We start from the raw sequence: 23,254 nt of genomic DNA on the forward strand, positions 1-23,254 counted from the left end.
GACCTCGTCCGCGTGATCCGACGCGACTGGCGCCCCCGCGGTGCCGGCCTCGTCGCCGCGGAGGGCGTCTACACCGTCACGGCCCCGCGACGTCGTCGGCATCGTCGGCCTCGTCCTCGCGATCGTCCTCGTCCTCGCGCAGATCGGGCGGACCGCGCTCACCACGGCCATCCCGGTCCTCGCGTTCCAGGGCGGCTTCGACACCACGCAGATCGGGGCGCTCTTCGCCGCCCTCGGGGTCACGATGCTCGTGCTCGCGACGGCGACCGCGATCGTCGGCGTCATCGGCGTCGCGCGGAAGGACCGCGCCCGGCTGCTCTCGGCCGTCACGCTCGGCGTCGGCGCGAGCGTCGCGATCGTCGAGCTGGGCGCGCTCGTCGTCCCGCCCCTGGTCGGCCTCTCCCTCCAGTACTGACGAGGCCCGCCGGAGCGGATCCCTCCGCCCGCCCTCGCAGGATCCGCACGGCGCCGCGTCCGTTCCTCGCGCTCCGCTGCGCCGCGACGGCTCTGCCGGCTTCCCGGCGATGCGCCAGGATGGGGGCATGACGACACGCGTGGACGGCCTCTTCGTCTACCCGGTGAAGGGCTTGACCCCGCAGCCGCTCCCCCGCGTCGAGCTCACCGCCGGCCGCGGCGTCCCCTTCGACCGCACGATCGCCCTCGCCCGCCCCGGCGGCGCCTACCGGCCCGGCATGCGGCACGGCATCTCCAAGCGCGAGTACTTCGTGCTCGTCGCCGAGGCGCGCCTCGCCGGCCTGACCACGCACCTCGACCCCGACAGCGGAGTGCTCACCGTCGACGTCCGCGGCCACCGGGTCCTCTCCGCCGACCTCGGCGCGGAGGACGGCCGGGCCGCACTGCGCTCCTTCGCCGCCCGCGTGCTCGACCTGCCGCCCGGCGTCGAGCCCGTGATCGCCCAGGACGCGGGGCGCCGCTACACCGACACGGCCCACAACTCCGATGTCGAGATGGAGTACGTCTCGCTGATCAACCTGGCGAGTGTCCGCGACCTCGCCGAGCGCACCGGCCGGAGCGTCGATCCGCTGCGGTTCCGCGGGAACATCCACCTCGAGGGGCTGCCCGCGTGGAGCGAGCTCGAGCTGCTCGGGCGCGAGCTCACCGCGGGCGGGCTGCGGCTGCGGATCACGAAGGCCACCGAGCGGTGCGCCGCGACCGAGGTCGAGCCGGGCACCGGTCGGCGCGACCTGCCGGTCCCTCGCCTGCTGCACGAGACCTACGGCCACGAGCTCCTCGGCGTCTACGCGGAGGTCCTCGACGGCGGCACGCTCGGCGTGGGCGACGAGCTGGTGCTCCGTGGCTGAGCTGCGGCTCGTGGTGGCCGAGCGCGAGGCGCTCACCCCGGCCGTCACCCGCTTCGTGCTGCGGAGCGAGGACGGCGCCCCGCTGCCCGGCTACTCCGCCGGCGCGCACCTCACGCTCACGACCCCCTCCGGCGAGCGCCGCAGCTACAGCCTCGTCGAGCCGGGATCCGCGGAGCCGTCGCACTACGCGATCGCGGTGCGCCGCGAGCCCGGGGGTCGGGGCGGATCGCGGAGCCTCCACGACGACGTCCGCGTCGGCGATGTCCTCTCCTCCGCGCCGCCCGCGAACACCTTCGCCCTCCGGCCCGCCGCCCGCTACCTCCTGATCGCCGGCGGGATCGGGGTCACCCCGATCCGCGCGATGGCCGCCGAGCTCCGGGCGCAGGGATCGGCCGTGCAGGTCGTCTACCTCAGCCGCACCCCCGAGGACACCGCGTGGCTCGACGAGTTCTCCGCCGACGGCTCCCTCGTGCACCACAGTGCGATCCACGGCCGGCTCGACCTCTGGCCGCTCGTCGCCGAGCCCGACGACGACACCCGGATCTACTGCTGCGGTCCGTCCGCGCTGATCGACGAGGTCCTCGCCCTCACGATGCACTGGCGCCCGAGCCGGATCCACGTCGAGGACTTCGCGGGCGTCGACGCCGTCGGCGACCGGGCCGTCCCCTTCGCCGCCGTCTGGGAGCCGACCGGAGCCGTCGTGGAGGTCCCGGCCGACCGCTCGCTCCTCACCGCGCTCCGCTCCTCCGGGATCGACGTCGACTCCTCCTGCGAGTCGGGCACGTGCGGCACCTGCCGCCTGCGCCTCGTCGGCGGGACGGCGGAGCACCGCGACCTGGTGCTGACCCCCGAGGAGCAGGACCGCTGGATCATGCCGTGCGTCTCGCGCTCCGCCGGCGGCGAGCTGGTCGTCGCCCCGGAGTGACGGAGCGACGGGGCCGGTCCCCACGCACGCCGGCCGACACGCGTCGGCCGTCGTGTGACGCCGCGTGACGGGCGCCCGGCGCCCGGTCCCGCGCATGCCTAGGCTCCCGGACGGGGGACCACGACCGTCACGACCGAAGGACTTCCGATGACCAGCACCTCCGTCCGCACCCAGCTCGACCAGTTCACCGTCGGCTTCGACGAGACGGTCGGCCCCGAGCTCGCCGCCGTCTTCTCCGGCGAGCGCGACGACCTCGTCGCCGCCGGCGCCCCGAGCGGAGCCGTCACCGCCGGCGACGCGCTTCCCGCCGCCTCCGTCGTGACCGTCGACGGCGACACCGTCGACCTCGCGGACGTCCTCGGCGCGGGCCCGGCCGTCCTCGTCTTCTACCGCGGAGCCTGGTGCCCGTACTGCAACATCACGCTCAAGCACTACAACGAGACCCTCGCCCCCGAGCTCGCGTCGCGCGGAGTCGCCCTCGTCGCGATCAGCCCGCAGACCCCCGACGGGTCGCGCGCGGCGGTCGCGAACGGCGACCTGGGCTTCACCGTCGTCTCCGACCCCGGCAACACGCTCGCGAGCGCTCTCGGCATCGTCACCGCCCCCAGCGGCGAGGCGCAGGAGGCGCACACCGCGCTCGGCTTCGCCGTGAAGGACAGCAACGCCGACGACACCCCGGCCGTCCCGTACCCGACCGTCCTGGTCGTCGACGCCGACCGGATCGTCCGCACGGCGGACGTGCACGTCGACTACACGACGCGCACGGAGACCGAGGAGATCCTCGCCGCTGTCGACGCGCTCTGACGCCTCCGCTCGCACCCTGAGCACGCGCGGCGGGTCGAGCGCACCCCCTCGCCCGCCGCGCCGCCGCTCCCTAGGCTCGACCCGTGACAGCGGAGACGGACGTGCTCGTGGTCGGCGGCGGTCCGGTCGGACTCCTGCTCGGCGCGCTCCTGGCGCGGGCCGGAGTGGACGTGCAGGTGTGGGAGCGGCGCTCCTCGGTACCGCGCGGCTCGCGGGCGATCGGCATCCATCCGCCGTCGCTCGACGCTTTCGCCGCGGTCGGTGCCGATGCTCCCGTGCTGGCCGAGGCCACCCGGGTCCGCGAGGGCGTCGCGCGCAGCCGGGGCCGCACCCTCGGCACGCTCTCGTTCGCACGCGCCTCCGCGACGCACCCCTACGTCGTCACCCTCGACCAGCACCGCACCGAGGCGATCCTCCGCGAGCGCCTCGAGGCGGCGTCCCCGGACGCGCTGCGCCCGGGGGTCGCGCTGACCGGCCTGCTCCGCCGCGGCTCCACCGTCGAGGCGACCGGCACCGGACCGGGCGGCGAGCCGGTCTCTGTCCGCACCGCCTTCGTCGTGGGAGCCGACGGCGCCCGGAGCACCGTCCGCGACCTGCTCGGGATCCGCACCACCGGCCGCGACTACCCGGACCGCTACGTGATGGGCGACTTCGCCGACCCCGAGCCCGGCGGTCTCACCGGCACCGCGCTGGTCGACGTCGGCCCGGCCGGAGTGGTGGAGTCCTTCCCCCTGCCGGGCGGTCGGCGCCGGTACGTCGCCCTGAGCGGCCCCGACCGCTCCCTCGGCGCCCCCGCCTGGCGGCCCGAGGAGGCCCCCGACCAGGAGGCCGCGCGCGCCCTGGCCGCCGCTGTCCGCGACCGGACGGGCGCAGACGCCGACCCGGAGACCTGCACGATGCTCAGCGGCTTCCAGGTGCGGCGCCGCGAGGCCGAGCGGATGGGCGTCGGCCGCGTCGTGCTCATCGGCGACGCCGCGCACGAGATCAGTCCGATCGGCGGGCAGGGCATGAACCTCGGCTGGCTCGACGCCGCCGAGCTCGCCCCGCTCCTGGCCGGTGCCGTGCGCCGCGGCGAGGCCGGCCCCTGGCCCGGCTTCGCCCGGCGGCGCACCACCGCGGCCCGGCGCGCGGCGCGGCAGGCGGAGGCGAACATGGCCCTCGGACGCCCGCTCGGCTCGCTCGCGCACCGCGGCCGCGAGGCGTTCCTCCGCACCGCCCTCGCCCTGCCGACCTCGGACCTGCTCGCCCGCGTCTACGCGATGCGCTGGTCCTGAGGGCGGCCGGTCAGCCGATGAGCCGCGCGCCCGCCAGCCCGAGCTCGACCACCAGCACGAGCGAGGCCGCGATCACCAGCCGGAACAGGGTGCGCGTGGGCGGGCCGGTCAGCACCAGGCGGATGCCCGCCGCGGCGAGCACGACCACCGCGAGGGTCCCGATCACCGCGAGCACCACGCCCGTCCCGCGCACCGGCTGGTCGCCGACGAGCTGTCCGACGAGCACGAGCAGCGCGGCCACCACCAGCGACCCGAAGGCGACGACTCCGGAGAGCCGCAGGCCGAGGCGGTGCGGGAAGCCGCGGACCCCGGTGGCCTCGTCGTCGACCAGGTCGGGGAGCACGTTCGTGCAGTGGATCGCGACGCCGAACACGGCGCCGGTCGCGATCGCCCACCAGGCGGGGACCCGGCCGTCGCCCGCCGCCACCGCCACCACCGGCAGCAGCCCGAAGGCGACCACGAAGGGAACGACGGACCAGACCGTGCGCTTGAGCCCCGCGTCGTAGGCCCAGCCCGCGGCGACCAGCACCAGGTGCGCGACCGCGGCGACCGGTCCGAGCAGCAGCGAGAGCACCACGGCGGCCGCGGCCGTCCCCAGTGCGGCGGTGCGGACGGCGCCCACGCCGATCAGCCCCTGCGCGACCGGCTTGTCGGTGCGCCCCACCGCGCGGTCGCGATCGGCGTCGATCCAGTCGTTCGCGAGCCCGATCGAGAGCTGCCCGAGCAGCACGGCGAGCGCCACCAGCACGACCTGCCCGAGCGGATGCCCGGACGCCGCCGCGATCACGGTCGCCAGCACGGTGACCGTCACGGTCGGCCCGGGGTGCGACGAGGCCAGCAGGAGTCGCACCCGGGACGTCATCCCGCCAGCCTACGGTCGCGGCAGCACAGCGGGGCGCCGGTCGCGCTCCCCGCCCCGGAGCGGGATCCAGCGTGGTCCGAGCGCGGCGCCCGCATCCGCCCGCGACGGGAATGGCCCGGGATGGGGCAGGGTTGCACCACCCGGCATCCCGACTCAGGAAGAAGGCCTCGTGGACCTCGTGCACTGGCTGTTCGACGCGCAGATCGTCATCGGCGAGCAGACCGTCCTCTGGCGGGAGGTCATCGGCAACGTCTTCGGGCTCCTCAGCGCCCTCGGCGGGATGCGGCGGAAGGTCTGGGCCTGGCCCGTCGGCCTCATCGGCAACGTGCTGCTGTTCACGGTCTTCATGGGCGCCCTGTTCGGCACTCCGAACCCCGTCAACCTGCTCGGCCAGGCCGGGCGGCAGGTGATGTTCATCCTGGTCAGCGTCTACGGCTGGTACCGGTGGACCCACCGCCCCGACGACTCGACCACCCTGATCGAGCCGCGCTGGGCGTCGTGGCGCACCCGCGGCCTGCTGGTGCTCGGGATGGTCGGCGGCACCGCGGTGCTGACTCCCGTGTTCCGCGCGCTCGGCTCCTACGAGCCGGTCTGGAGCGACGCGTGGATCTTCGTCGGCTCCGTCCTCGCCACCTACGGCATGGCGAAGGGCTGGACCGAGTTCTGGCTCATCTGGGTGGCCGTCGACCTGGTCGGCGTGCCGCTGCTGTTCTCGGCCGGCTACTACGCGTCGGGGCTGATGTACGTCTTCTACGGCGCGTTCACCCTGGTCGGCTTCTTCGTCTGGATGCGGCAGGGGACCCGTCCGTCCGCCGCTCCGATCACGGTCGGCTAGCTCTAGCAGCCCGCCGCCGCCGGCGGAAGTGGCCGTGCGGGAGGCGCTGTCGGTGGTCCACTGGGAGCGGAGGCGCCCGCCTCCCCCACCAGGAACGGACGCCATGCTCTCCCTCGTCTACTCCAGCCGCACCTCCGCCGGCTTCACGGACGCCGACCTCCCCGCGCTGCTCGCCCAGTGCCGCGCGAACAACGAGCGCCTCGGCCTGACCGGCATGCTCCTGCACCGTGACGGCCGATTCCTCCAGGTGCTCGAGGGGCCGGACGAGGTCCTGCGCGAGCGGATGGCCGTCATCGCCGCCGACGAGCGCCACGCGCAGCTGCGCACCCTCCTCGAGGAGCCGATCCGGGAGCGGCTGTTCCCGGAGTGGTCGATGACGTTCGAGTCCGCCGCCGACGCCGAGGCCGCCGGGCTGCGCACCTCCTTCGACGACCTCGACGACGCCGAGGCCGAGAGCGCGACGCTCCCGGCCCTGCGCGAGCTCATCCGCTTCTTCCGCGAGCGGAGCTAGGCGGAGCTGGGCGGAGCTATACGGGACGCCGGGATCGCGGCCGGTCCGCCGCCGGAACCCGACGCCCGTCAGTCCTCCGCCGAGGGAGGAGCGAGCCGGTCGAGCCGCGCCAGGAGCGGGGCGAAGCCGTCGCCGAGCAGGGCGCTCAGCGGCTCGCCGAACCAGAACCGCCAGACGGAGTCGAGCTCCTCGCCGGTGATCCGTCCTCGGCGCAGGAGGATGCTCGCGATCGGGGCCGCCTCAGACGCGTGCTCGTCGCGGGGAGCGCCGTCCTCGCGACCCGGCTCGAGTCCGTACGGATCGACCGCGTCGAGCTCACGCAGGACGGCCGCCAGCATCGCGTCACGGCGTTCCGCGGTCGCGCCGTCCTGATTCGTCGGTGCTCGGCGCTCCATCGCGAGAAGGTACCGAGCCCACTCCTCGTCGTCCATTCGTCGTCTCCGATCTGTCCGGATGCCGAGCCTTCTCGAGGCCTTTCTCTTCCTTCGGCGCCGGCTTGTCGAGGCACGGGGGAACCGCCTCTCCGACGGCTTGTCATCCCCCCGCGAGAAAGGCGCGGACGCCTTCCCGCGTCAGCCCCGAGGCGACGGCGAGCCGATGCTCGACGGCCCCGAGTCGGGCGGCTCCTCGGAGGGCCGCGGCCCTTTCTCCGCCCTCGCCGGAAGTCCCGCTCTGGAATGCCGCGAATTCCGCGGACACCTTATCGAGAGCGTCGGCGACATCGCCGGACACGCTCTCCGGCGGCTCGCCGAGATCGATGCGCCAGCCTCTCCCGGACTTCTCGTCGCTGTCGTTCACACCCGGGAAAGTACCCCGGACCGCAGGGTGGCGCCTGTGATCGCCCGACGCCGTCGCGCCCCAGGGATCCGTCGTCGACGTCCGAGCGCACACGCCTCCCGGTCCGGAGAGGACGGCCTTCGAGGACTGTCCCGCGGACCTCGTCGCCGTGCTCCGCTCCGATGCGGCCTTCGCCTCGGCCGAGGTCTTCGACGGCTGACCCGACCGCGTCGACCACCCGCTGCGACGACCGCGGGGCGGAGGCGCGGATCGCGTCGTTCCGGCGCGCCCGCACCAGCGGTGCCGGAACGTCCGGCCGATCCGGGAGCGGCACGCGTCCGAGCCGTCGAGGTTCCGTCGGTGTGCAGGGCCCCGCGCCGAGGGACGTAAAGTGTGCTCACACGCGCCCGCGGACGGGCGAGCCGCCCGTGAGGGCGCCCCGGTCCTGCGTCGGAGGCGCCGATCACAGAGAGCCGCGGTGCCCGATGCCGGAAGACAAGCCCGCGTCGCGGGCGCCGAGCATCTACGACGTCGCCCGCGCGGCCGGCGTCTCGCACCAGACCGTCTCCCGGGTCCTGAACGACCACCCGAGCCTCCGCGCCGAGACGAAGAAGCGCGTGCTCGAGGTCATGGCCGAACTCGACTACCGCCCCAACCTCGCCGCGCGGGCACTGGTCACCAGCCGCACCCGCACCGTCGGCGTGCTGTCCTCGCAGAGCCTGCAGTACGGTCCGGCCTCCAGCATCCAGGCCATCGAGGTGGCGGCGCGCGACGCGGGCTACCTCGTCGTCACAGCCAACGTCGACGGCACCGACGGCGCGTCGATCCAGGCCGGGATCCGGCATCTGCTCAACCAGGCGGTCGAGGGCCTCGTGGTCGTCGCCCCGCAGATCCGCGTCTTCGACATCCTGTCCGGAGTCGCGCTGCGCATCCCGCACGTGACGCTGCAGACGAGCGAGGACGACCGCGACGACGCGCTCTACGTCGACCAGATGGCCGGCGCCCGCATCGCCACCGGGCACCTGATCGACCTCGGGCACACCGAGATCGTGCACCTCGCCGGCCCGCAGGACTGGATCGAGGCCGAGGCGCGGATGCGCGGCTACCTCACCGAGCTCGACCACCGCTCGATCCCGCTGCGCCCGCCGCTGCTCGGCGACTGGAGCGCCGAGCGCGGCCACCGCGTGGGCCTCGAGCTCTCGCGCTTCCTCGACTTCACCGCGGTGTTCGCGGGGAACGACCAGATGGCGCTCGGACTGATGAGCGCGTTCCACGAGCGCGGGGTCCGCGTGCCGGAGGACGTCAGCGTCATCGGCTTCGACGACATCCCCGAGGCGGCGTTCTACTGGCCGCCGCTGACCAGCGTCCGCCAGGACTTCGTGGAGCTCGGACGCCGGTGCGTGGCCGCGCTGCTCAGCCTGATCGAGGGCGACCGGCCGGAGAAGGCGGCGCCGATCGCTCCGCAGCTGGTCGTCCGCGGATCCACGGCCGTCCCCCGGAGCGCGAGCGTCACCGCCTCGCGCTGACCGGCGGCCGCGACGCCCTCGCGCCGCGACCGCCCGGGATCACTCGCCGTGAGCAGCGATCGACACGTCGTTCCAGCGCTTCCAGGTCTCGAGGCGCGACTCGTAGTCCGCCGTCGCGATGCCCAGCGGCGCGCGCCCGAAGAAGATCCGCAGCGGCGGCTCGTCCGCGTCCACGACCGCGAGGATCCCGAGGCGCGAGGCCCGCGGGTCGCCCTGCTGAGCGGCGGAGGGGCGTCGGCTCGCTGCCTCCCGGACCTCGTCGTACGCGGCGATCGGCTCGCTGCGCGACGCGGAGGGACCGGACCAGTCGGTCGAGTACCCGCCGGGCTCGACGAGGGTCACGTGGATCCCGAAGCCGGCGACCTCGGCGGCCAGCGACTGGGTGAAGCCCTCGAGCGCCCACTTCGACGCGTGGTACGCGCCGATCGAGGGGAACGCGCTGATGCCGCCGATGCTGGACACCTGCACGATGTGCCCCGAGCCCTGCTCGCGGAGGATCGGCAGCGCGGCCTGGGTGATCCAGAGGGCGCCGAAGACGTTGGTCTCGAGCTGCGCGCGGACCTCCTCCTCGGTGAGCTCCTCGATCATGCCGAAGTGCCCGTAGCCGGCGTTGTTGATCACGACGTCCAGCCGGCCGAACCGCTCGGCCGCGGCCTGCACGGCGGCGAAGCCGGCCTCGCGGTCGGTCACGTCGAGGGTCAGCGGGAGGAACGTGTCGGGGTACTCCTCGACGAGGGCGTCGAGGGTCTCGATCCGGCGGGCGGTGCCGGCGACCGAGTCGCCGCGCTCGAGCGCCGCCTCGGCCCACTCGCGGCCGAAGCCCTTCGAGGCGCCGGTGATGAACCAGGTCTTCGTCATGGTGTGCGTCCTTTCGACAGTGCTGGACGCAACGCCGACGGCTCCGGCTCCCTTCCGGGGCCGGGGACCCTTGACAGCACCGCTCCGAGAGCGGACGACGCGCCGCGGGTGTCCCGTTACCGAGTCGAGACGTGCGCGTTGACACGAACGGCGCCGTCGGGTCTAGCATGACGCAATGTGATCGCTCACATGGCATCACATCTCCGCCCCGATCCCGAGGGCGGCCCTGCATCCACTGCATTCAATGACGAAGGAATCACAGTGACCACAATGAAGCGCGCTCTCATCGCCGGCATCGCCGGCGGAGCGATGATCCTCTCCCTCGCCGCCTGCTCCTCCGGAACCGGTGGCGGCTCGGGCTCGGGATCCGGCGACGGCGGCCTCGTCGGCGTCGCGATGCCGACCAAGTCGTCCGAGCGCTGGATCGCTGACGGCAACAACGTCAAGTCGCAGCTCGAGGAGGCCGGCTACCAGGTCGACCTTCAGTACGCCGAGGACGACATCCCCACCCAGGTCTCGCAGCTCGAGAACATGATCACCAAGGGCGCCAAGGCCCTGATCGTCGCCTCGATCGACGGCACCACCCTCACGAGCGTGCTCGAGGAGGCCAAGGCCAACGACATCCCCGTCATCGCCTACGACCGCCTCATCCGCGACTCCGAGAACGTGGACTACTACGCCACGTTCGACAACTACAAGGTGGGCGTCCAGCAGGCCACCTCGCTCCTCGCGGGCCTCGGTCTCACCGACCTCACCGGCGCGAAGGCCGCCGACGCCCCCGCCGGCCCGTTCAACGTCGAGCTGTTCGCCGGCAGCCCCGACGACAACAACGCCACGTTCTTCTTCAACGGCGCGATGGACACCCTCCAGCCGTACATCGACGACAAGACGCTCGTCGTGAAGTCCGGCGAGACCGACTTCAACACCGTCGCCACGCTCCGCTGGGACGGCGAGGTCGCCCAGAGCCGCATGGAGGACATCCTCACCAAGACGTACTCCGACGGCTCCAAGGTCCAGGGCGTCCTCTCGCCCTACGACGGCCTCAGCCGCGGCATCATCTCGGCTCTGACCGACGCCGGCTACACCGTCGGCTCCGACTTCCCGATCATCACCGGTCAGGACGCCGAGCTCGACTCCGTCAAGGCGATCATCGCCGGCGAGCAGTACGCGACCATCTACAAGGACACCCGCGAGCTCGCCAAGGAGGCCGTGAAGATGGCCCAGGCCGTGCTCGAGGGCACCGAGCCCGAGGTCAACGACACCGACACCTACGACAACGGCAAGAAGGTCGTCCCGTCCTTCCTGCTCGAGCCGGTCATCGTCACCAAGGACCAGATCCAGTCCGTCCTCGTCGACGGCGGCTACTACACCGACGCGGAAGTGAACGGCTAGTCCTCTCTCCTCACCCGAGAAGGAACACCCCGGGAGGGCGCCCACCGGGCGCCCTCCCCCACTACGAAGGAAGGGAGGCGGCGTGACCTCGAACATCCTCGAGATGCGCGGCATCACCAAGACGTTCCCGGGCGTGAAGGCGCTCCAGGACGTCACGCTCAACGCACAGCGCGGCGAAGTCCACGCGATCTGCGGGGAGAACGGCGCCGGCAAGTCGACGCTGATGAAGGTCCTGTCGGGCGTCTACCCGCACGGCACCTACGAGGGCGACATCGTCTTCGAGGACGAGGTGATGCAGTTCTCCAGCATCCGCGACTCGGAGGCGAAGGGCATCGTCATCATCCACCAGGAGCTGGCCCTCAGCCCCTACCTCTCCATCGCGGAGAACATCTTCCTCGGCAACGAGGTGCGCGGCTTCGGCGGCCTGATCGACTGGAACAAGACCAACCAGGAGGCCGCGGCGCTGCTGGCCCGCGTGGGTCTGCGCGAGAACCCGACCACCAAGATCATGGAGATCGGAGTCGGCAAGCAGCAGCTCGTCGAGATCGCGAAGGCGCTCTCCAAGCGGGTCAAGCTGCTCATCCTCGACGAGCCCACCGCGGCCCTGAACGACGAGGACTCGGACCACCTGCTCGACCTGATCCTGCACCTCAAGGAGCAGGGCATCACGTCGATCATCATCAGCCACAAGCTGAACGAGATCAAGAAGATCGCGGACACCGTCACGGTCATCCGCGACGGCAAGACCATCGAGACGATCGCTCACGACGACGTCACCGAGGACCGCATCATCAAGGACATGGTCGGCCGCGACCTCGACCACCGCTACCCGGACCACACGCCGCACATCGGCGAGGAGATCCTGCGCGTGGTCGACTGGACGGCCCACCACCCCCAGGACCCGACCCGCGTCATGGTGGACAAGGTCAACCTGACGGTGCACCGCGGCGAGATCGTCGGCATCGCCGGGCTCATGGGCGCCGGGCGCACCGAGTTCGCGATGAGCCTCTTCGGCCGCTCCTACGGCAGCCGCATCTCCGGCCAGGTCTTCAAGGCCGGCAAGGAGATCAAGATCCGCAACGTCTCGGAGGCGATCGCCCACGGGCTCGCCTACGCGACCGAGGACCGCAAGCACTACGGCCTCAACCTCATCGACGACATCAAGCGGAACATCTCGCTCGCGTCGCTCGACAAGGTCGCCCGCGGCGGACTCGTCGACGACAACCGCGAGTTCGAGGTCGCCAACGAGTACCGCGGCAGCATGAACATCAAGTCGCCGACCGTGCTCGCCAAGACCGGGAAGCTCTCCGGCGGCAACCAGCAGAAGGTCGTCCTGTCGAAGTGGATCTACTCCGACCCGGACGTCCTCATCCTCGACGAGCCCACCCGCGGCATCGACGTGGGTGCGAAGTACGAGATCTACACCATCATCAACCGGCTCGCGGCGCAGGGTAAGGGGATCATCGTCATCTCCTCCGAGCTGCCGGAGCTGCTCGGCATCTGCGACCGCGTCTACGCGCTGTCGGAGGGCCGGATCACGGGCGAGCTGCCCATCGCCGAGGCGACGCCCGAGGCGGTCCTCACCCTCATGACCCAGGAGAAGCAACGATGACCGATCTGCAGAACGAACCGTCCACCGCGGCCGGTGCGCAGGTGAAGCCCACCGAGAACGCCTTCACGAAGCGCCTCAGCCACGTGCTGGGCGACCTCGGCAAGAACGGCATCTTCATCGCCCTCATCGTGGTGGTGCTGCTGTTCGAGGTGATGACCGGCGGAATCCTCCTCCGCCCCCAGAACATCTCGAACCTGATCGTCCAGAACGGCTACATCCTGATCCTCGCCATCGGCATGGTGATGGTCATCGTGGCCGGGCACATCGACCTCTCGGTCGGCTCGGTCGCGGCGTTCGTCGGAGCGATCTCCGGCGTCTTCGCGGTCAACATGGGTCTCCCGTGGTGGCTGTCGATCGTCCTCTCCCTCCTCATCGGCGCCCTGGTCGGAGCGTGGCAGGGCTTCTGGATCGCGTACGTCGGGATCCCGGCGTTCATCGTGACCCTGGCGGGCATGCTGATCTTCCGCGGCCTGGCGCTCGTCGTCCTCGGCAACGCGAACATCGGCTCCTTCCCGACCGAGTACCGCGCGCTGGGCAACGGCTTCCTCACCGACCTGTTCGGCGAGACCGACCTCGACCCGCTGTCGCTCGTCATCGGCGCGCTCGCGATCGTCGCCTTCGCCGTGCAGTCCGTGCGCACCCGCCGCGGCCGCCAGAAGTACGCGCAGAGCGTCGAGCCGGGCGCCTGGTTCGTCACCAAGCTCGTCCTCGTCTCCGTCGTGATCGCGGCCTTCTCCTTCGCGCTGGCCACCTTCAAGGGCATCCCGGTCACCCTGATCGTGCTCGCCGTGCTCGTCCTGATCTACGGCGTGGTCATGAACCGCTCCGTCTTCGGCCGTCACGTCTACGCGATCGGCGGCAACCTGCACGCCGCGGAGCTGTCCGGCATCAAGACCCGCAACGTCACCTTCTGGCTGTTCGTCAACATGGGCGTCCTCGCGGCGCTGGCCGGCCTCGTCTTCACCGCACGACTCAACCTCGCCGGCCCGAAGGCGGGCGACGGCTTCGAGCTCGAGGCCATCTCGGCCGCCTTCATCGGCGGCGCGGCGGTCCAGGGCGGCGTCGGCACCATCGGCGGCGCGATCATCGGTGGCCTCATCATCGGCGTCCTGAACAACGGCATGTCGATCATGGGCATCGGCATCGAGTGGCAGCAGGCGGTCAAGGGCCTCGTGCTCCTGCTCGCGGTCGCCTTCGACGTCTACAACAAGCGCCGCTCGGGCGGACGCTAGGCCCTGCGGTCGTGCCCGACTGGTCGCGGTTCCTGCCGCTGAGCACCGGGCCCTCGGTCGACGAGACGGGCGTCAGCAACGACTGGCGCCCCCTCGTCGCCGAGAGGCTCGACCGCCTCGCCGTCCTGGCCGCCTCCCCCTCCACCACGGAGGGCGAGGCGGCCAGTGCCGTCTCCCGGGACGCCCTGCTCGGAGAGCTCGTCGTGCGGCTCTCGAGCAGCACCGGCCAGCGCCTCGCGACGCGGATGGGCGCCCGCGATGCCTCCTCCCCTCCCCCTGCCGCCGAGATCGCCCCGGCCCTGGCCGCTCTCGCCTCCGCTCGCCGCGCCGGCGCGGGTCCCCGCTCGGTCGCCGAGCTGGTCGAGGTCGTCCGCGTCGAGCTCGCCCTCTCCCCCGAGCCGCTCGCCCTCTCCTCCCGCATCACCGGCGGGGTGGCCCTGGACCGCCTGCAGCGCGCGCCGCTCGCGATCCGCGCCGCCGTCCGCGGTCGCACCCTCGCTCCGACCGACGCGGAGTGGGAGCTCGGCTCCGGCCCCGCCCTGCGCGTGCCGGCCGACGCGATCCTCCGCTTCCTGCTCGGCCTCGGCCCCTTCCCCGCCGAGCCGACCGCCTAGGCGGCGCCGCCTCCTGCCCCCGGGCGGAGGCGGTGCCGCGCCGGTCGTAGCATCGGAGGATGACGCGCTCACTGCCGAGAAGCACCCCGTCCGCCCGCTCCGTCGACGCCGAGGGAGTGCTGGCCTTCGTCGAAGGGGTCGAGGCCGCTCCCGGCGTCGAGCTGCACGGCCTGATGGTCGTGCAGGGCGGCGACGTCGTCGCCGAGGGCTGGTGGGCGCCGTACTCGGCCGAGCGGCCGCACCTCTTCTACTCGCTGAGCAAGAGCTTCACCGCGACCGCCGTCGGCCTCGCGGTCGCCGAGGGCCTGGTCGACCTGGACGCCACCGTCCTCTCGTACTTCCCCGAGCTCGACGACGAGATCACCGACCCGCGCTCGCGTGCGATCCGCGTCCGCCACGTCCTCGCGATGGCGAGCGGCCACTCCGCCGAGACGATCGACCGCGCCGAGGAGACGGATCCGGTCGACCTGGTGCGCGGCTTCCTCCTCCTCCCGCCGGAGCAGGAGCCGGGCAGCGTCTTCGCCTACAACCAGCCCTGCACCTTCGCCGCCGCCGCGATCGTGCAGCGCGTGAGCGGGCAGTCGCTGACCGACTACCTGCGCCCGCGCCTGCTCGATCCGCTCGGCATCGGCGAGGTCGCCTGGCATCGCGACGACTCGGGGCGCGAGCTCGGCTACAGCGGGCTGCACGCCACCACCGAGGCGGCAGCTGCGCTCGGACTGCTGTACCTGCAGGAGGGGCGCTGGGGCGACCGGCGGATCCTCTCGCCGGAGTGGGTCGCCGAGGCGTCCCGCGCGCACGTCCCGACCCACGAGGACGGCGGACCGGACTGGCAGCAGGGCTACGGCTTCCAGTTCTGGCGGTCGCTGCACGGCTACCGCGCGGACGGCGCGTACGGGCAGTTCAGCCTGATCGTGCCCGAGCACGAGCTCGTGATCGCGCTGACCGGCCAGACCTCGGACACGCAGACGCTGCTCGCGCTCGCCTGGGAGCACCTGCTCCCCGCCGTCGGCCGAGGGTCCACGGCGGAGGCCGACGCCCGACTGGCCGACCGGCTGTCGGAGCTCGCCCTGCCCCCGCTCGAGGGCGCCTCCCCCGCGACCGGGAGCTACACGCCGGTCGGATCGTGGCCCGACGCCGTCGAGGTGACGGCCGACGAGGGCGGCTGGACGCTCGCGCTGACCGAGGGCGACGAGCGCTTCACGGTGACGCCCGGCGCGGGAGCCTGGACCGTCGACGGGCCGTTCGCGGCGAGCGCCGGACCCTCGGGCGACGGAGTCCTGGTCGACGTCGTGTTCCTCGAGACCCCGCACCGCCTGCACGTCGAGCTCGGTCCCGACCGCACCGCCCGCGTCCGCTGGGAGACGGAGCCGCTGCACGACGGCCCGCTCGCCGGGCTGCGCGCCCCGCGCTGACGGCAGGGCCCGCTCCGCTCATCCGTCTCGAGCGGCCCGTCCGCCCCTCGGCGACGGGCCGTTCGCGACGGATCGAGAGGGGTCGCGCTCGGCCGTGCGGACCGCGCGCATCAAGCGGTGCTCACCGGGGGTCGACGAGTCGAGGAGCGGAGTGGGCACGAGGGTCCTTCCTGGGGGGCGGCGCTCTGGCACAATCGTCGGAGCACTGCTCCGGAACATTGCGGAGCACTGCTCCGGAACGTGGTGGAGCTGCGCTCGGAGACATTACGGAGCGCCGCTCCGAAAAGCAAGGAGAACCGATGAGCGACCGTGTGCCCCGCACGCCCGGCCGACCGCGGACGAGTCGCGACGCACTGCTCGCCGCCGCGGCGACGGTGTTCGTGGCCTCCGGCGTGGACGCGCCGGTCCGCGAGATCGCGGCGGAGGCCGGCGTCGGCATGGGGACGATCTACCGGCACTTCCCGACCCGCTCGGAGCTCGTGGTCGCCGTCTACCGCCACCAGGTCGAGGCCTGCGCGGAGGCGGGCCCACGGCTGCTCGCCGACAGCGCGACCCCGGAGGCCGCCCTCAGGGCCTGGGTCGCCCACTTCGTCGACCTCCTGGTGACCAAGCACGGCCTCGCCGTTGCGCTCCAGGGCGACAGCGCCGGATCCGACGCCCTGCACGCCTACTTTGTGGAGCGGCTCGTCCCCGTCTGCGGCGACCTGCTCGAGGCGGCACGACCCGCCCGGATCCCGGCGTCGAGTCTCAGCGGCTACATGCTCCTCAAGGGCATCGGCAACCTCTGCATCGGCGCCGCCCACGATCCGGACTACGACGCCGACACCCTCGTGCAGGCCCTCGTCACCGGAGCGCTGCAGGCGGATCAGCCCTGATCGCCTCCACGGTCCGCTCGACCGCGTCCTCGACCGCCGCCCTGCGGCTCGCGTCGTCCTCGCGCTCGGACTCGTGGACGAAGACGGCTGCGCCGCGCCGGGCTCCGCAGTAGTCGATGATCCCGTGCTGGATCTGCGTCAGCAGCGCCTGCTCGTAGCCGTGCCGCTCGTAGGTCCCGGCGGAGTCCCCCGCGACGAGGACGAGGTGGACGGTCAGAGCGCCGAGCCTGCGCTGCGTGCCGTGGACGGGGTCGATGTCGAAGGCCCAGCCGGCGAGGAAGACGCGGTCGATCCAGCCCTTCAGCAGCGCGGGCATCGACCACCAGTAGACGGGGAAGACGAGCACGAGGTGGTCGACGCCGTCGAGCCGGCGCTGCTCGCGGAGGACGTCGTCGGGAACCGGGCCGACACCGCGGTAGCGGTCCCGGTCGGCCGCGCCGAACCGCGGGTCGAAGCCCTCGGCGTCGAGGTCGGCCGTCTCCACTCCGTCGGGGCCGAGCTCCTCCCGCAGCCGCCGGGCGAGGGCGGCGGTGAGGGAGTCGCGGTCGGGGTGCGCGGTGACGAGGAGGGTGCTCACCGCTCCAGTGAACCGCACCCGCCCTGCGGCACCCCTGGCAGGATGACCCGGTGACTCCGCACCGCTCCCCCAGCCGCCCCGACGTCCTCTCCGTCGAGCTCGTCGGTGGACCGGAGCCGCTCGAGCTCGCCCTGCACGAGCACGACCCCGAGTGGTCCGCCCTGTTCGAGGAGCACCGGCGGCGCATCCTCGGGGCCGTCCCGGGCGTGCGTGTCGAGCACATCGGCTCGACCTCCGTCCCGGGCCTGCCCGCGAAGCCGATCGTCGACGTGCTGGTCGTCGTGCCCGACGTCACGGCGGAGGAGGACCACGTCGCGCCGCTGCTCGAGGCCGGCTACGTCCTGCGCACCCGCGAGCCCGGGCACCGGCTCGTCCGCACGCCCGGACGGGACGCCCACGTCCACATCTACGAGGAGGGTCATCCCGCGATCGACGCGTACCTCCTCCTGCGCGACCGGCTGCGCACCGACCCGGCCGACCGCGAGCTCTACCGCAGCACGAAGGCGTCCCTCCTCCTCCGGCGCTGGGAGGACGGGAACGACTACGCCGAGGCGAAGTCCGCCGTGATCGCGGCCATCCTCGAGCGCGCGAGATCCTCGCAGCCCTGAGATCGATATCCGGAAGAACTGAGCTGGCTCGACAGCGCTCGCCAGGCGGTCGGCGGCTAGGCCGCACCGCACGTTCGATCGCCTCGAGCCCTCCGGCTCGGGGGCGATCGCGGTTCGGGCGTCGGAGCTTCCGAATGTCCATATGTGAAAACCTAGGGGTATTAGGATCGACGCGTGCCCCGTCGCTCCCTCACCCGCTCCGCCGTCATCGATCGCGCCGCCGCGATCGCCGACGCCGATGGTCTCGCCGCCGTGACCCTGGCCGCCGTCGCCCGCTCGCTCGAGGTGCAGACGCCGAGCCTCTACACGCACGTCCGCGATCTCGCCGCACTCCGCGACGGCGTCACGGTCCTGGCCCTCGACGAGCTGTCCGACCGCATCGCCGTCGCGATCGCCGGACGCTCCGCCCGGGAGGCGCTGGACGGCTTCGCCGACGCCCACCGCTCCTTCGCGCGCGAGCGGCCGGGCCTGTGGGAGTCGCTGCAGCGCACTGCGGGGCCGGACGCGGTCGCCGCCCCGGCCGCCCGCCGCGTCGTGCAGCTCACAGATGCGGTCCTCCTCGGCTACGCGATCCCCGCCGAGGACCGGGTGCACGCCGTCCGAGTGACGGGCGCCGCTCTGAACGGCTTCCTCACCCTCGAACGGCTCGGGAGCTTCGCGCACAGCAGCCCGACCCCCGCGCAGTCGTGGAGCGAGCTCCTCGCCTGCCTGCACTTTCTTTTCAGCCACTGGACCCGCCGGAAGGACATCCCCGCATGATCAGCACACCCCTCACCGAACGGCTCGTCCACGGCGCGATCGAGCTGGAGGAGGTGCCCCGCGGAGTCCGGCCGCACCGCCTCCCCCGCGCGGTCCGCGAGCGCGATGCGGATGCGCAGCTCCTGCTGATGGAGGCGCAGCCCTCGGGTGTCCGGATCTCCTTCGTCACCGAGGCGCGACGGATCGAGCTCGACGTGCACGCGACACGGGTCGCCTATCGGGGGCTGCCCCGGCCGCGCGGCGCAGTCGACGCGGTCGTCGACGGCGAGATGACCGCCTCCCACGCGCTCACCGGAGGCGACGCGATCGAATTCGACCTCGCGACCGGTGACCGGGCCCTCCTCCCCGGACCTCTCGACACGGTCGGGCTCGACCTCCCGGCCGGGCCGTCTCGCGTGGAGCTGCTCCTCCCGCACAACGAGGCGGTGGACCTCGTGGCCCTGCGGTCCGACGCACCGCTCGAACCCGCGCCGCTCTCCGGCCCCGTCTGGCTGCACCACGGCAGTTCGATCAGCCAGGGCTCGAACGCGGCGCGCCCCTCGGGCATCTGGCCGGCCGTGGCCGCCCGGGCGAGCGGCGCCCGCCTGGTGAACCTCGGCTTCGGCGGGAGCGCACTCGTCGACCCCTTCACCGCTCGCGTGATGCGGGACACTCCTGCCGACCTGATCAGTGTCGCGCTCGGCATCAACCTCGTGAACCTCGACGGCATGCGCCGCCGCACCTTCGTGCCGGCGGTGCACGGCTTCCTCGACACGATCCGCGAGGGCCATCCCGCGACGCCGCTGCTCCTCGTCACTCCGCTCTTCTGCGGGATCCACGAGGACACGCCGGGGCCGGGCGACGTCGATCCCGCGTCCTTCACGACCGGGGCGCCGCGCTTCGTCGCGACCGGCGACCCGGGCGACACCGCGAACGGACGGCTGACCCTGCGGATAGTCCGCGAGGCGCTGGCCGAGGTCGTCGCCGCGCGCTCCGACGACCCGGACCTGCGACTGCTCGACGGGCTCGCGCTCTGCGGGCCGGACGACGCCCAGCGGCTCCCGCTCCCGGACGGCCTGCACCCGGATCCGGAAGCGCACGAGCTCATCGGCCGCCGGTTCGCGGAGCTCGCCTTCGGCCCGGGCGGGGCCTTCGCGCCGGAGCGCTGAGCGGCCAAGACGGAGCCCGGGCGGCCGTCCGACGCCCGGCCGTCGGTCGATCAGGATGTTGACGTCATCAGAGCCTCGTGGAAGCCTGATGTTTGCGTGAACATGCGCGAAGTCCCCGGTGCAAAGGAGCACAGCATGACGTCTCGACCACGAACGGCCGCCGCGGCGGTGGCCGCGCTGCTCGTCGCAGCACTCCTGGGAACAGGAGCGCAGTCGGCCTCGGCCGCCGTGGCCACGGATCCCGACGACGGAGTGCCGCGCACCTCGACGCCCGTGACCTACACCGACTACCCGGCGGTCCAGGACCCGGGCAGCACCGCGGCCGGCTACTTCCAGCCCTACTGGTACGACACCGACGGCCGCCACATCCAGGCGCACGGCGGCCAGATCGTCACCGTCGAGGAGGGCGGTCAGCAGGTCCAGTACTGGTACGGCGAGGACCGCACGAAGGGCTACTGGAACAGCCCCGGAGTCGCGGTCTACCGCTCCACCGACGGCCACAACTGGGAGAACAAGGGCACCGCGCTCCGCAGCGTCTCGGCTTCGGCCGACCTCGAGGCCCCTTACTTCGACGCGCTCTACGACACCGTCGACGACTCCGGAGCCCCTCGCGCCGACCGCATCGCGGAGCTCGACTACCACCTCGACACGACGCAGGCCTCGCCGAACACCGCCATCTTCGAGCGCCCCAAGGTCCTCTTCAACGAGAAGACCGGCAAGTGGGTCATGTGGTGGCACTCCGACGGCCGGACCACGCCGGGCGGCAGCACCTACGCGCGCTCGATGGCGGGAGTCGCCGTCTCGGACAGCCCGACCGGGCCCTTCACGCTCCAGGGCGTGTACCGCCTCTACAACCGCACGGACTACAAGGCCTGCACCGCCTCCGCCGTGCCCGGGCAGGCGCGGGACATGACCGTCTTCCAGGACGAGGACGGCACCGCGTACATCTCCTACTCCTCCGAGGAGAACTACTCGCTCTACGTGGCGAAGCTGGACGCCGACTACACCAACGTCGAGCGGACCACCACGACCGACACCCTCGACGCGAACCAGTACTCGGCCGACGGGACGTACCCCTACGTCTTCGCCGACGGTGCGGCCGGAGCACCGGTGCGCGGCACCGACTTCCAGATCGTGAAGGAGTGCGGACACCTCGAGGCGCCCGCGATCTTCGCCAACGGCGGCAAGTACTACACGATCGCCTCCGGGGCGACCGGCTGGGCGCCGAACCCGCAGACCTACTACACCGCCGACTCGATCCTCGGCGCGTGGACCCGCGGAGTCGAGAAGGGCGACGCCGACGAGAACGTCGCCTACAACGCGATCCCGGAGGGCGGCGACGGCCTGCTCTCGATCGGCGACTCCCGCAAGACGACCTTCGGCTCGCAGTCGACGAACGTCCTCACGCTCGCTCCCGGGAAGTACGTCTACATGGGCGACCGGTGGAACGAGGGCAAGTCGGACTCGACCTACGTCTGGCTCCCGATGACGGTCGGCGAGAACGGCCGCCTCGAGATGCGGAACCCGGCTCAGGAGGACCCGGCGCGCTGGGGATCCGGCTGGAACCTCTCCTACTGGGACGACAAGGGGGTCGGCGAGGGCGTGTGGTCGGTCGTGGACGCACGTCTGCCGAAGCAGGTCCGCCGCGGCGCCGACATCGCCGCCGCGCTCCCCTCGACGGTCTCGGTCGCGAGCAACGGCTCGACCCGCGACGTCGCCGTGACCTGGGCCGCCCCCGGCCCCGCCGAGCTCGGCACGGTGCAGGTGACGGGTACGCTCGCCGCCGACGCCGGGTTCTCCTCCGGCCGCCGCTTCACCCGCACGATCGAGGTGGCGGAGCCGGGCATCGCGAACCTCGCTCCCGGAGCGTCCGTCGCGGTCTCGAGCCGCACGGACCTCGCTGGCAAGCTCATCGACGGCGACGTGAAGGGCAAGGGCTGGGACGACTGGTCCTCGTCCGGCTACCCGCGCGACAGCCGCCTCTCCTTCTCCTGGGGCGCCGCGCAGAACCTCGACTCGGTGACGGTCAGCACCTACAAGGATGGTGCGACCGCGACCTGGCCCTCGAGGATCGAGGTCGAGTACCAGGTGAACGGCGCATGGACGACCTCCTCGGTCGCCACCACCCTCAGCCAGGCCGCGACCGGATCCGCCCCGACGGCGATCCTCGACCTGTCCTCCCTGCCCGACACCACGGGCCTCCGCCTGCACCTCACCAGCGCGGCGAACACGTGGCAGTCGGTCTCGGAGGTGCAGATCTGGGGCACCGCGCCGCCGACGAACGTCTGCCGCGTCCCCGGAGCCGCGGTCTCGGCGTCGTTCAGCCAGACGAAGTACGCGACCCTCCCCGCGAAGAACGCCTGCGACGGCAACGTGAGCACCCCCTGGTCGACCTGGACCGACGGCACCTTCGCCGGCAGCGCCGAGTTCACGCTGACGAACACCGAGGCGCACCGCGTCGCCGGGCTCACCTTCACCAACACCGAGGGCACCCTGGCGTCGGTGAGCGTGGCCTACCGCGCCGAGGACGGCACCTGGAAGCCGACCACCACGCAGAACGTCGCTCCGGCGGCGAACGGCACGCTGACCACGATCCCGTTCGCGGCGGTCTCGGCCACCGGCCTGAAGCTGACCTTCTCCACGCCGGGCTCGTTCCTCAAGATCGGCGAGATCGTCGTCCCCGAGGCGGCCGCCCCGGCGCTGACGGTGCCGGTGACCGTGACGTCGCGCTGCGTGGCCGGGAAGGCGGTGCTGACTGTCCTCGCCAAGAACGGCGGCACCGCTCCGATCGACGTCGCGATGGCCTCGGCCTACGGCTCGAAGACGGTCACCGCGGTGGCCGCGGGCGCGAGCGGATCGGCCGCGTTCACCACCCGCCTGGCGAGCATGCCGGGCAGCCAGGTGACGGTGACCGCCACGGCGGGCTCCGAGACCCTCGCGCAGACGGTGGCCTACCCGGCCCGCGTCTGCTGAGCGCACGGCGGCCGGTCGACCGGTCGTGACGGAGGAGGGAGTGCCCGTGGGCGCTCCCTCCTCTGCATGTGCGGCACATCATCCGAGGCGCAGGGCGAGTGCGGGCTCGAGGCGCGCGGCTCAGGGCTCCAGATGCCGAAGGACGTGCCGGGCCTGGGCGGGAGCGCCGTCACGTCGATCTCCGCGGGCGGGAAGGAACAGCCGCTCCCCCGCAGGCGCTCCCCGAGAAGGAGATCGGTCGCCTGATCGATCCGGCTCAGCGCCGCCTCGTCGAGGAGGTGGGCGCACGAGCATGGCCGAGCCCGCTGGCGCGCTCCGCGGCACTCCACCCGGAAGCGGGGGTGCAGAGCACTTC

General features: G+C 72.5%; 23 protein-coding genes. 18 read left to right on the forward strand and 5 right to left on the reverse strand.

Annotated features, from left to right (window positions below; translation table 11 throughout):
- Positions 1–40: 40 nt before the first annotated feature.
- The 5 genes from C5C25_RS13525 (at position 41) to C5C25_RS13545 (ending at position 4,325) form a co-directional block, all read left to right on the forward strand.
- Positions 41–415 (forward strand): hypothetical protein, encoded by a 375-nt coding sequence (locus C5C25_RS13525; protein WP_104250908.1) that lies wholly within the window; start codon positions 41–43, stop codon positions 413–415.
- Positions 416–542: 127 nt separating this feature from the next.
- Positions 543–1,322, forward strand: a complete 780-nt coding sequence (locus C5C25_RS13530; RefSeq protein ID WP_104324789.1) for an MOSC domain-containing protein — start codon at positions 543–545, stop codon at positions 1,320–1,322.
- Positions 1,315–2,247, forward strand: a complete 933-nt coding sequence (locus tag C5C25_RS13535; protein WP_104250910.1) for a PDR/VanB family oxidoreductase — start codon at positions 1,315–1,317, stop codon at positions 2,245–2,247. The genes C5C25_RS13530 and C5C25_RS13535 overlap by 8 nt, the downstream gene beginning before the upstream one ends.
- 147 nt (positions 2,248–2,394) lie before the next feature.
- The gene (locus tag C5C25_RS13540) at positions 2,395–3,051 is read left to right on the forward strand and encodes a peroxiredoxin-like family protein (RefSeq protein ID WP_104250911.1); all 657 of its coding nucleotides are present in this window, start codon (positions 2,395–2,397) and stop codon (positions 3,049–3,051) included.
- A gap of 83 nt (positions 3,052–3,134) precedes the next feature.
- Positions 3,135–4,325, forward strand: coding sequence for an NAD(P)/FAD-dependent oxidoreductase (locus tag C5C25_RS13545; protein WP_104250912.1), 1,191 nt, complete (start codon positions 3,135–3,137; stop codon positions 4,323–4,325).
- A 10-nt stretch (positions 4,326–4,335) separates the two neighbouring features.
- Here C5C25_RS13545 and C5C25_RS13550 read toward each other — a convergent pair whose 3' ends face one another.
- Positions 4,336–5,187, reverse strand: coding sequence for a UbiA family prenyltransferase (locus C5C25_RS13550; protein WP_104250913.1), 852 nt, complete (start codon positions 5,185–5,187; stop codon positions 4,336–4,338).
- Between the two features lie 169 nt (positions 5,188–5,356).
- Between C5C25_RS13550 and pnuC the strand changes: the two genes are divergently transcribed.
- Positions 5,357–6,022: a nicotinamide riboside transporter PnuC gene (gene pnuC / locus C5C25_RS13555; RefSeq protein ID WP_104227403.1), complete on the forward strand. Its 666-nt coding sequence runs from the start codon at positions 5,357–5,359 to the stop codon at positions 6,020–6,022.
- Positions 6,023–6,125: 103 nt separating this feature from the next.
- Positions 6,126–6,533, forward strand: coding sequence for a BLUF domain-containing protein (locus tag C5C25_RS13560; RefSeq protein WP_104250914.1), 408 nt, complete (start codon positions 6,126–6,128; stop codon positions 6,531–6,533).
- A 68-nt stretch (positions 6,534–6,601) separates the two neighbouring features.
- Here the strand turns inward: C5C25_RS13560 and C5C25_RS13565 are convergent, their stop codons facing one another.
- Positions 6,602–6,928 carry a hypothetical protein gene (locus tag C5C25_RS13565; protein ID WP_146079481.1) on the reverse strand — a complete coding sequence of 109 codons (327 nt, stop codon included), beginning with the start codon at positions 6,926–6,928 and terminating at the stop codon, positions 6,602–6,604.
- A 139-nt stretch (positions 6,929–7,067) separates the two neighbouring features.
- Positions 7,068–7,331 (reverse strand): hypothetical protein, encoded by a 264-nt coding sequence (locus C5C25_RS13570; RefSeq protein ID WP_104250916.1) that lies wholly within the window; start codon positions 7,329–7,331, stop codon positions 7,068–7,070.
- Between the two features lie 464 nt (positions 7,332–7,795).
- On the opposite strand from C5C25_RS13570, the gene C5C25_RS13575 reads away from it, so the two are divergent.
- On the forward strand, positions 7,796–8,836 hold the full coding sequence (locus C5C25_RS13575; protein WP_104224986.1) for a LacI family DNA-binding transcriptional regulator: 1,041 nt from the start codon (positions 7,796–7,798) through the stop codon (positions 8,834–8,836).
- 39 nt (positions 8,837–8,875) lie between these two features.
- On the opposite strand, the gene C5C25_RS13580 is transcribed toward C5C25_RS13575, so the two are convergent.
- Positions 8,876–9,694 carry an SDR family oxidoreductase gene (locus C5C25_RS13580; RefSeq protein ID WP_104250917.1) on the reverse strand — a complete coding sequence of 273 codons (819 nt, stop codon included), beginning with the start codon at positions 9,692–9,694 and terminating at the stop codon, positions 8,876–8,878.
- A gap of 270 nt (positions 9,695–9,964) precedes the next feature.
- On the opposite strand from C5C25_RS13580, the gene chvE reads away from it, so the two are divergent.
- From chvE to C5C25_RS13610, 6 genes are all read left to right on the forward strand, one after another.
- A complete protein-coding gene (chvE, locus tag C5C25_RS13585) occupies positions 9,965–11,086 on the forward strand; it encodes a multiple monosaccharide ABC transporter substrate-binding protein (RefSeq protein WP_104224984.1) in 1,122 nt (373 codons plus the stop codon).
- Positions 11,087–11,168: 82 nt separating this feature from the next.
- Positions 11,169–12,698 carry a multiple monosaccharide ABC transporter ATP-binding protein gene (gene mmsA / locus C5C25_RS13590; protein ID WP_104227396.1) on the forward strand — a complete coding sequence of 510 codons (1,530 nt, stop codon included), beginning with the start codon at positions 11,169–11,171 and terminating at the stop codon, positions 12,696–12,698.
- Complete coding sequence (gene mmsB, locus C5C25_RS13595; protein WP_104224982.1) at positions 12,695–13,930, forward strand: multiple monosaccharide ABC transporter permease; 1,236 nt, start codon at positions 12,695–12,697, stop codon at positions 13,928–13,930. Before mmsA ends, mmsB begins: the two co-directional genes overlap by 4 nt.
- An 11-nt stretch (positions 13,931–13,941) precedes the next feature.
- A complete protein-coding gene (locus C5C25_RS13600) occupies positions 13,942–14,544 on the forward strand; it encodes a hypothetical protein (protein WP_104250918.1) in 603 nt (200 codons plus the stop codon).
- Positions 14,545–14,603: 59 nt separating this feature from the next.
- A complete protein-coding gene (locus tag C5C25_RS13605) occupies positions 14,604–15,959 on the forward strand; it encodes a serine hydrolase (protein WP_104250919.1) in 1,356 nt (451 codons plus the stop codon).
- 299 nt (positions 15,960–16,258) lie between these two features.
- The gene (locus C5C25_RS13610; RefSeq protein ID WP_104250920.1) at positions 16,259–16,834 is read left to right on the forward strand and encodes a TetR/AcrR family transcriptional regulator; all 576 of its coding nucleotides are present in this window, start codon (positions 16,259–16,261) and stop codon (positions 16,832–16,834) included.
- On the opposite strand, the gene C5C25_RS13615 is transcribed toward C5C25_RS13610, so the two are convergent.
- Positions 16,803–17,411: an NAD(P)H-dependent oxidoreductase gene (locus tag C5C25_RS13615; protein WP_104250921.1), complete on the reverse strand. Its 609-nt coding sequence runs from the start codon at positions 17,409–17,411 to the stop codon at positions 16,803–16,805. The two genes, C5C25_RS13610 and C5C25_RS13615, sit on opposite strands and share 32 nt — an antisense overlap.
- A 50-nt stretch (positions 17,412–17,461) precedes the next feature.
- Here C5C25_RS13615 and C5C25_RS13620 point away from each other — a divergent pair, with 50 nt between their 5' ends.
- The 4 genes from C5C25_RS13620 (at position 17,462) to C5C25_RS13635 (ending at position 22,899) form a co-directional block, all read left to right on the forward strand.
- Positions 17,462–18,019 (forward strand): GrpB family protein, encoded by a 558-nt coding sequence (locus C5C25_RS13620; RefSeq protein WP_104250922.1) that lies wholly within the window; start codon positions 17,462–17,464, stop codon positions 18,017–18,019.
- Positions 18,020–18,193: 174 nt separating this feature from the next.
- Complete coding sequence (locus C5C25_RS13625; protein WP_104224976.1) at positions 18,194–18,778, forward strand: TetR-like C-terminal domain-containing protein; 585 nt, start codon at positions 18,194–18,196, stop codon at positions 18,776–18,778.
- Positions 18,775–19,926, forward strand: a complete 1,152-nt coding sequence (locus tag C5C25_RS13630) for a GDSL-type esterase/lipase family protein (RefSeq protein WP_104250923.1) — start codon at positions 18,775–18,777, stop codon at positions 19,924–19,926. The genes C5C25_RS13625 and C5C25_RS13630 overlap by 4 nt, the downstream gene beginning before the upstream one ends.
- Positions 19,927–20,061: 135 nt before the next feature.
- Positions 20,062–22,899, forward strand: a complete 2,838-nt coding sequence (locus tag C5C25_RS13635; RefSeq protein ID WP_104250924.1) for a discoidin domain-containing protein — start codon at positions 20,062–20,064, stop codon at positions 22,897–22,899.
- Positions 22,900–23,254: the final 355 nt, after the last annotated feature.

Source organism: Rathayibacter sp. AY2B9 (assembly GCF_002931595.1).
GTDB lineage: Bacteria > Actinomycetota > Actinomycetes > Actinomycetales > Microbacteriaceae > Rathayibacter.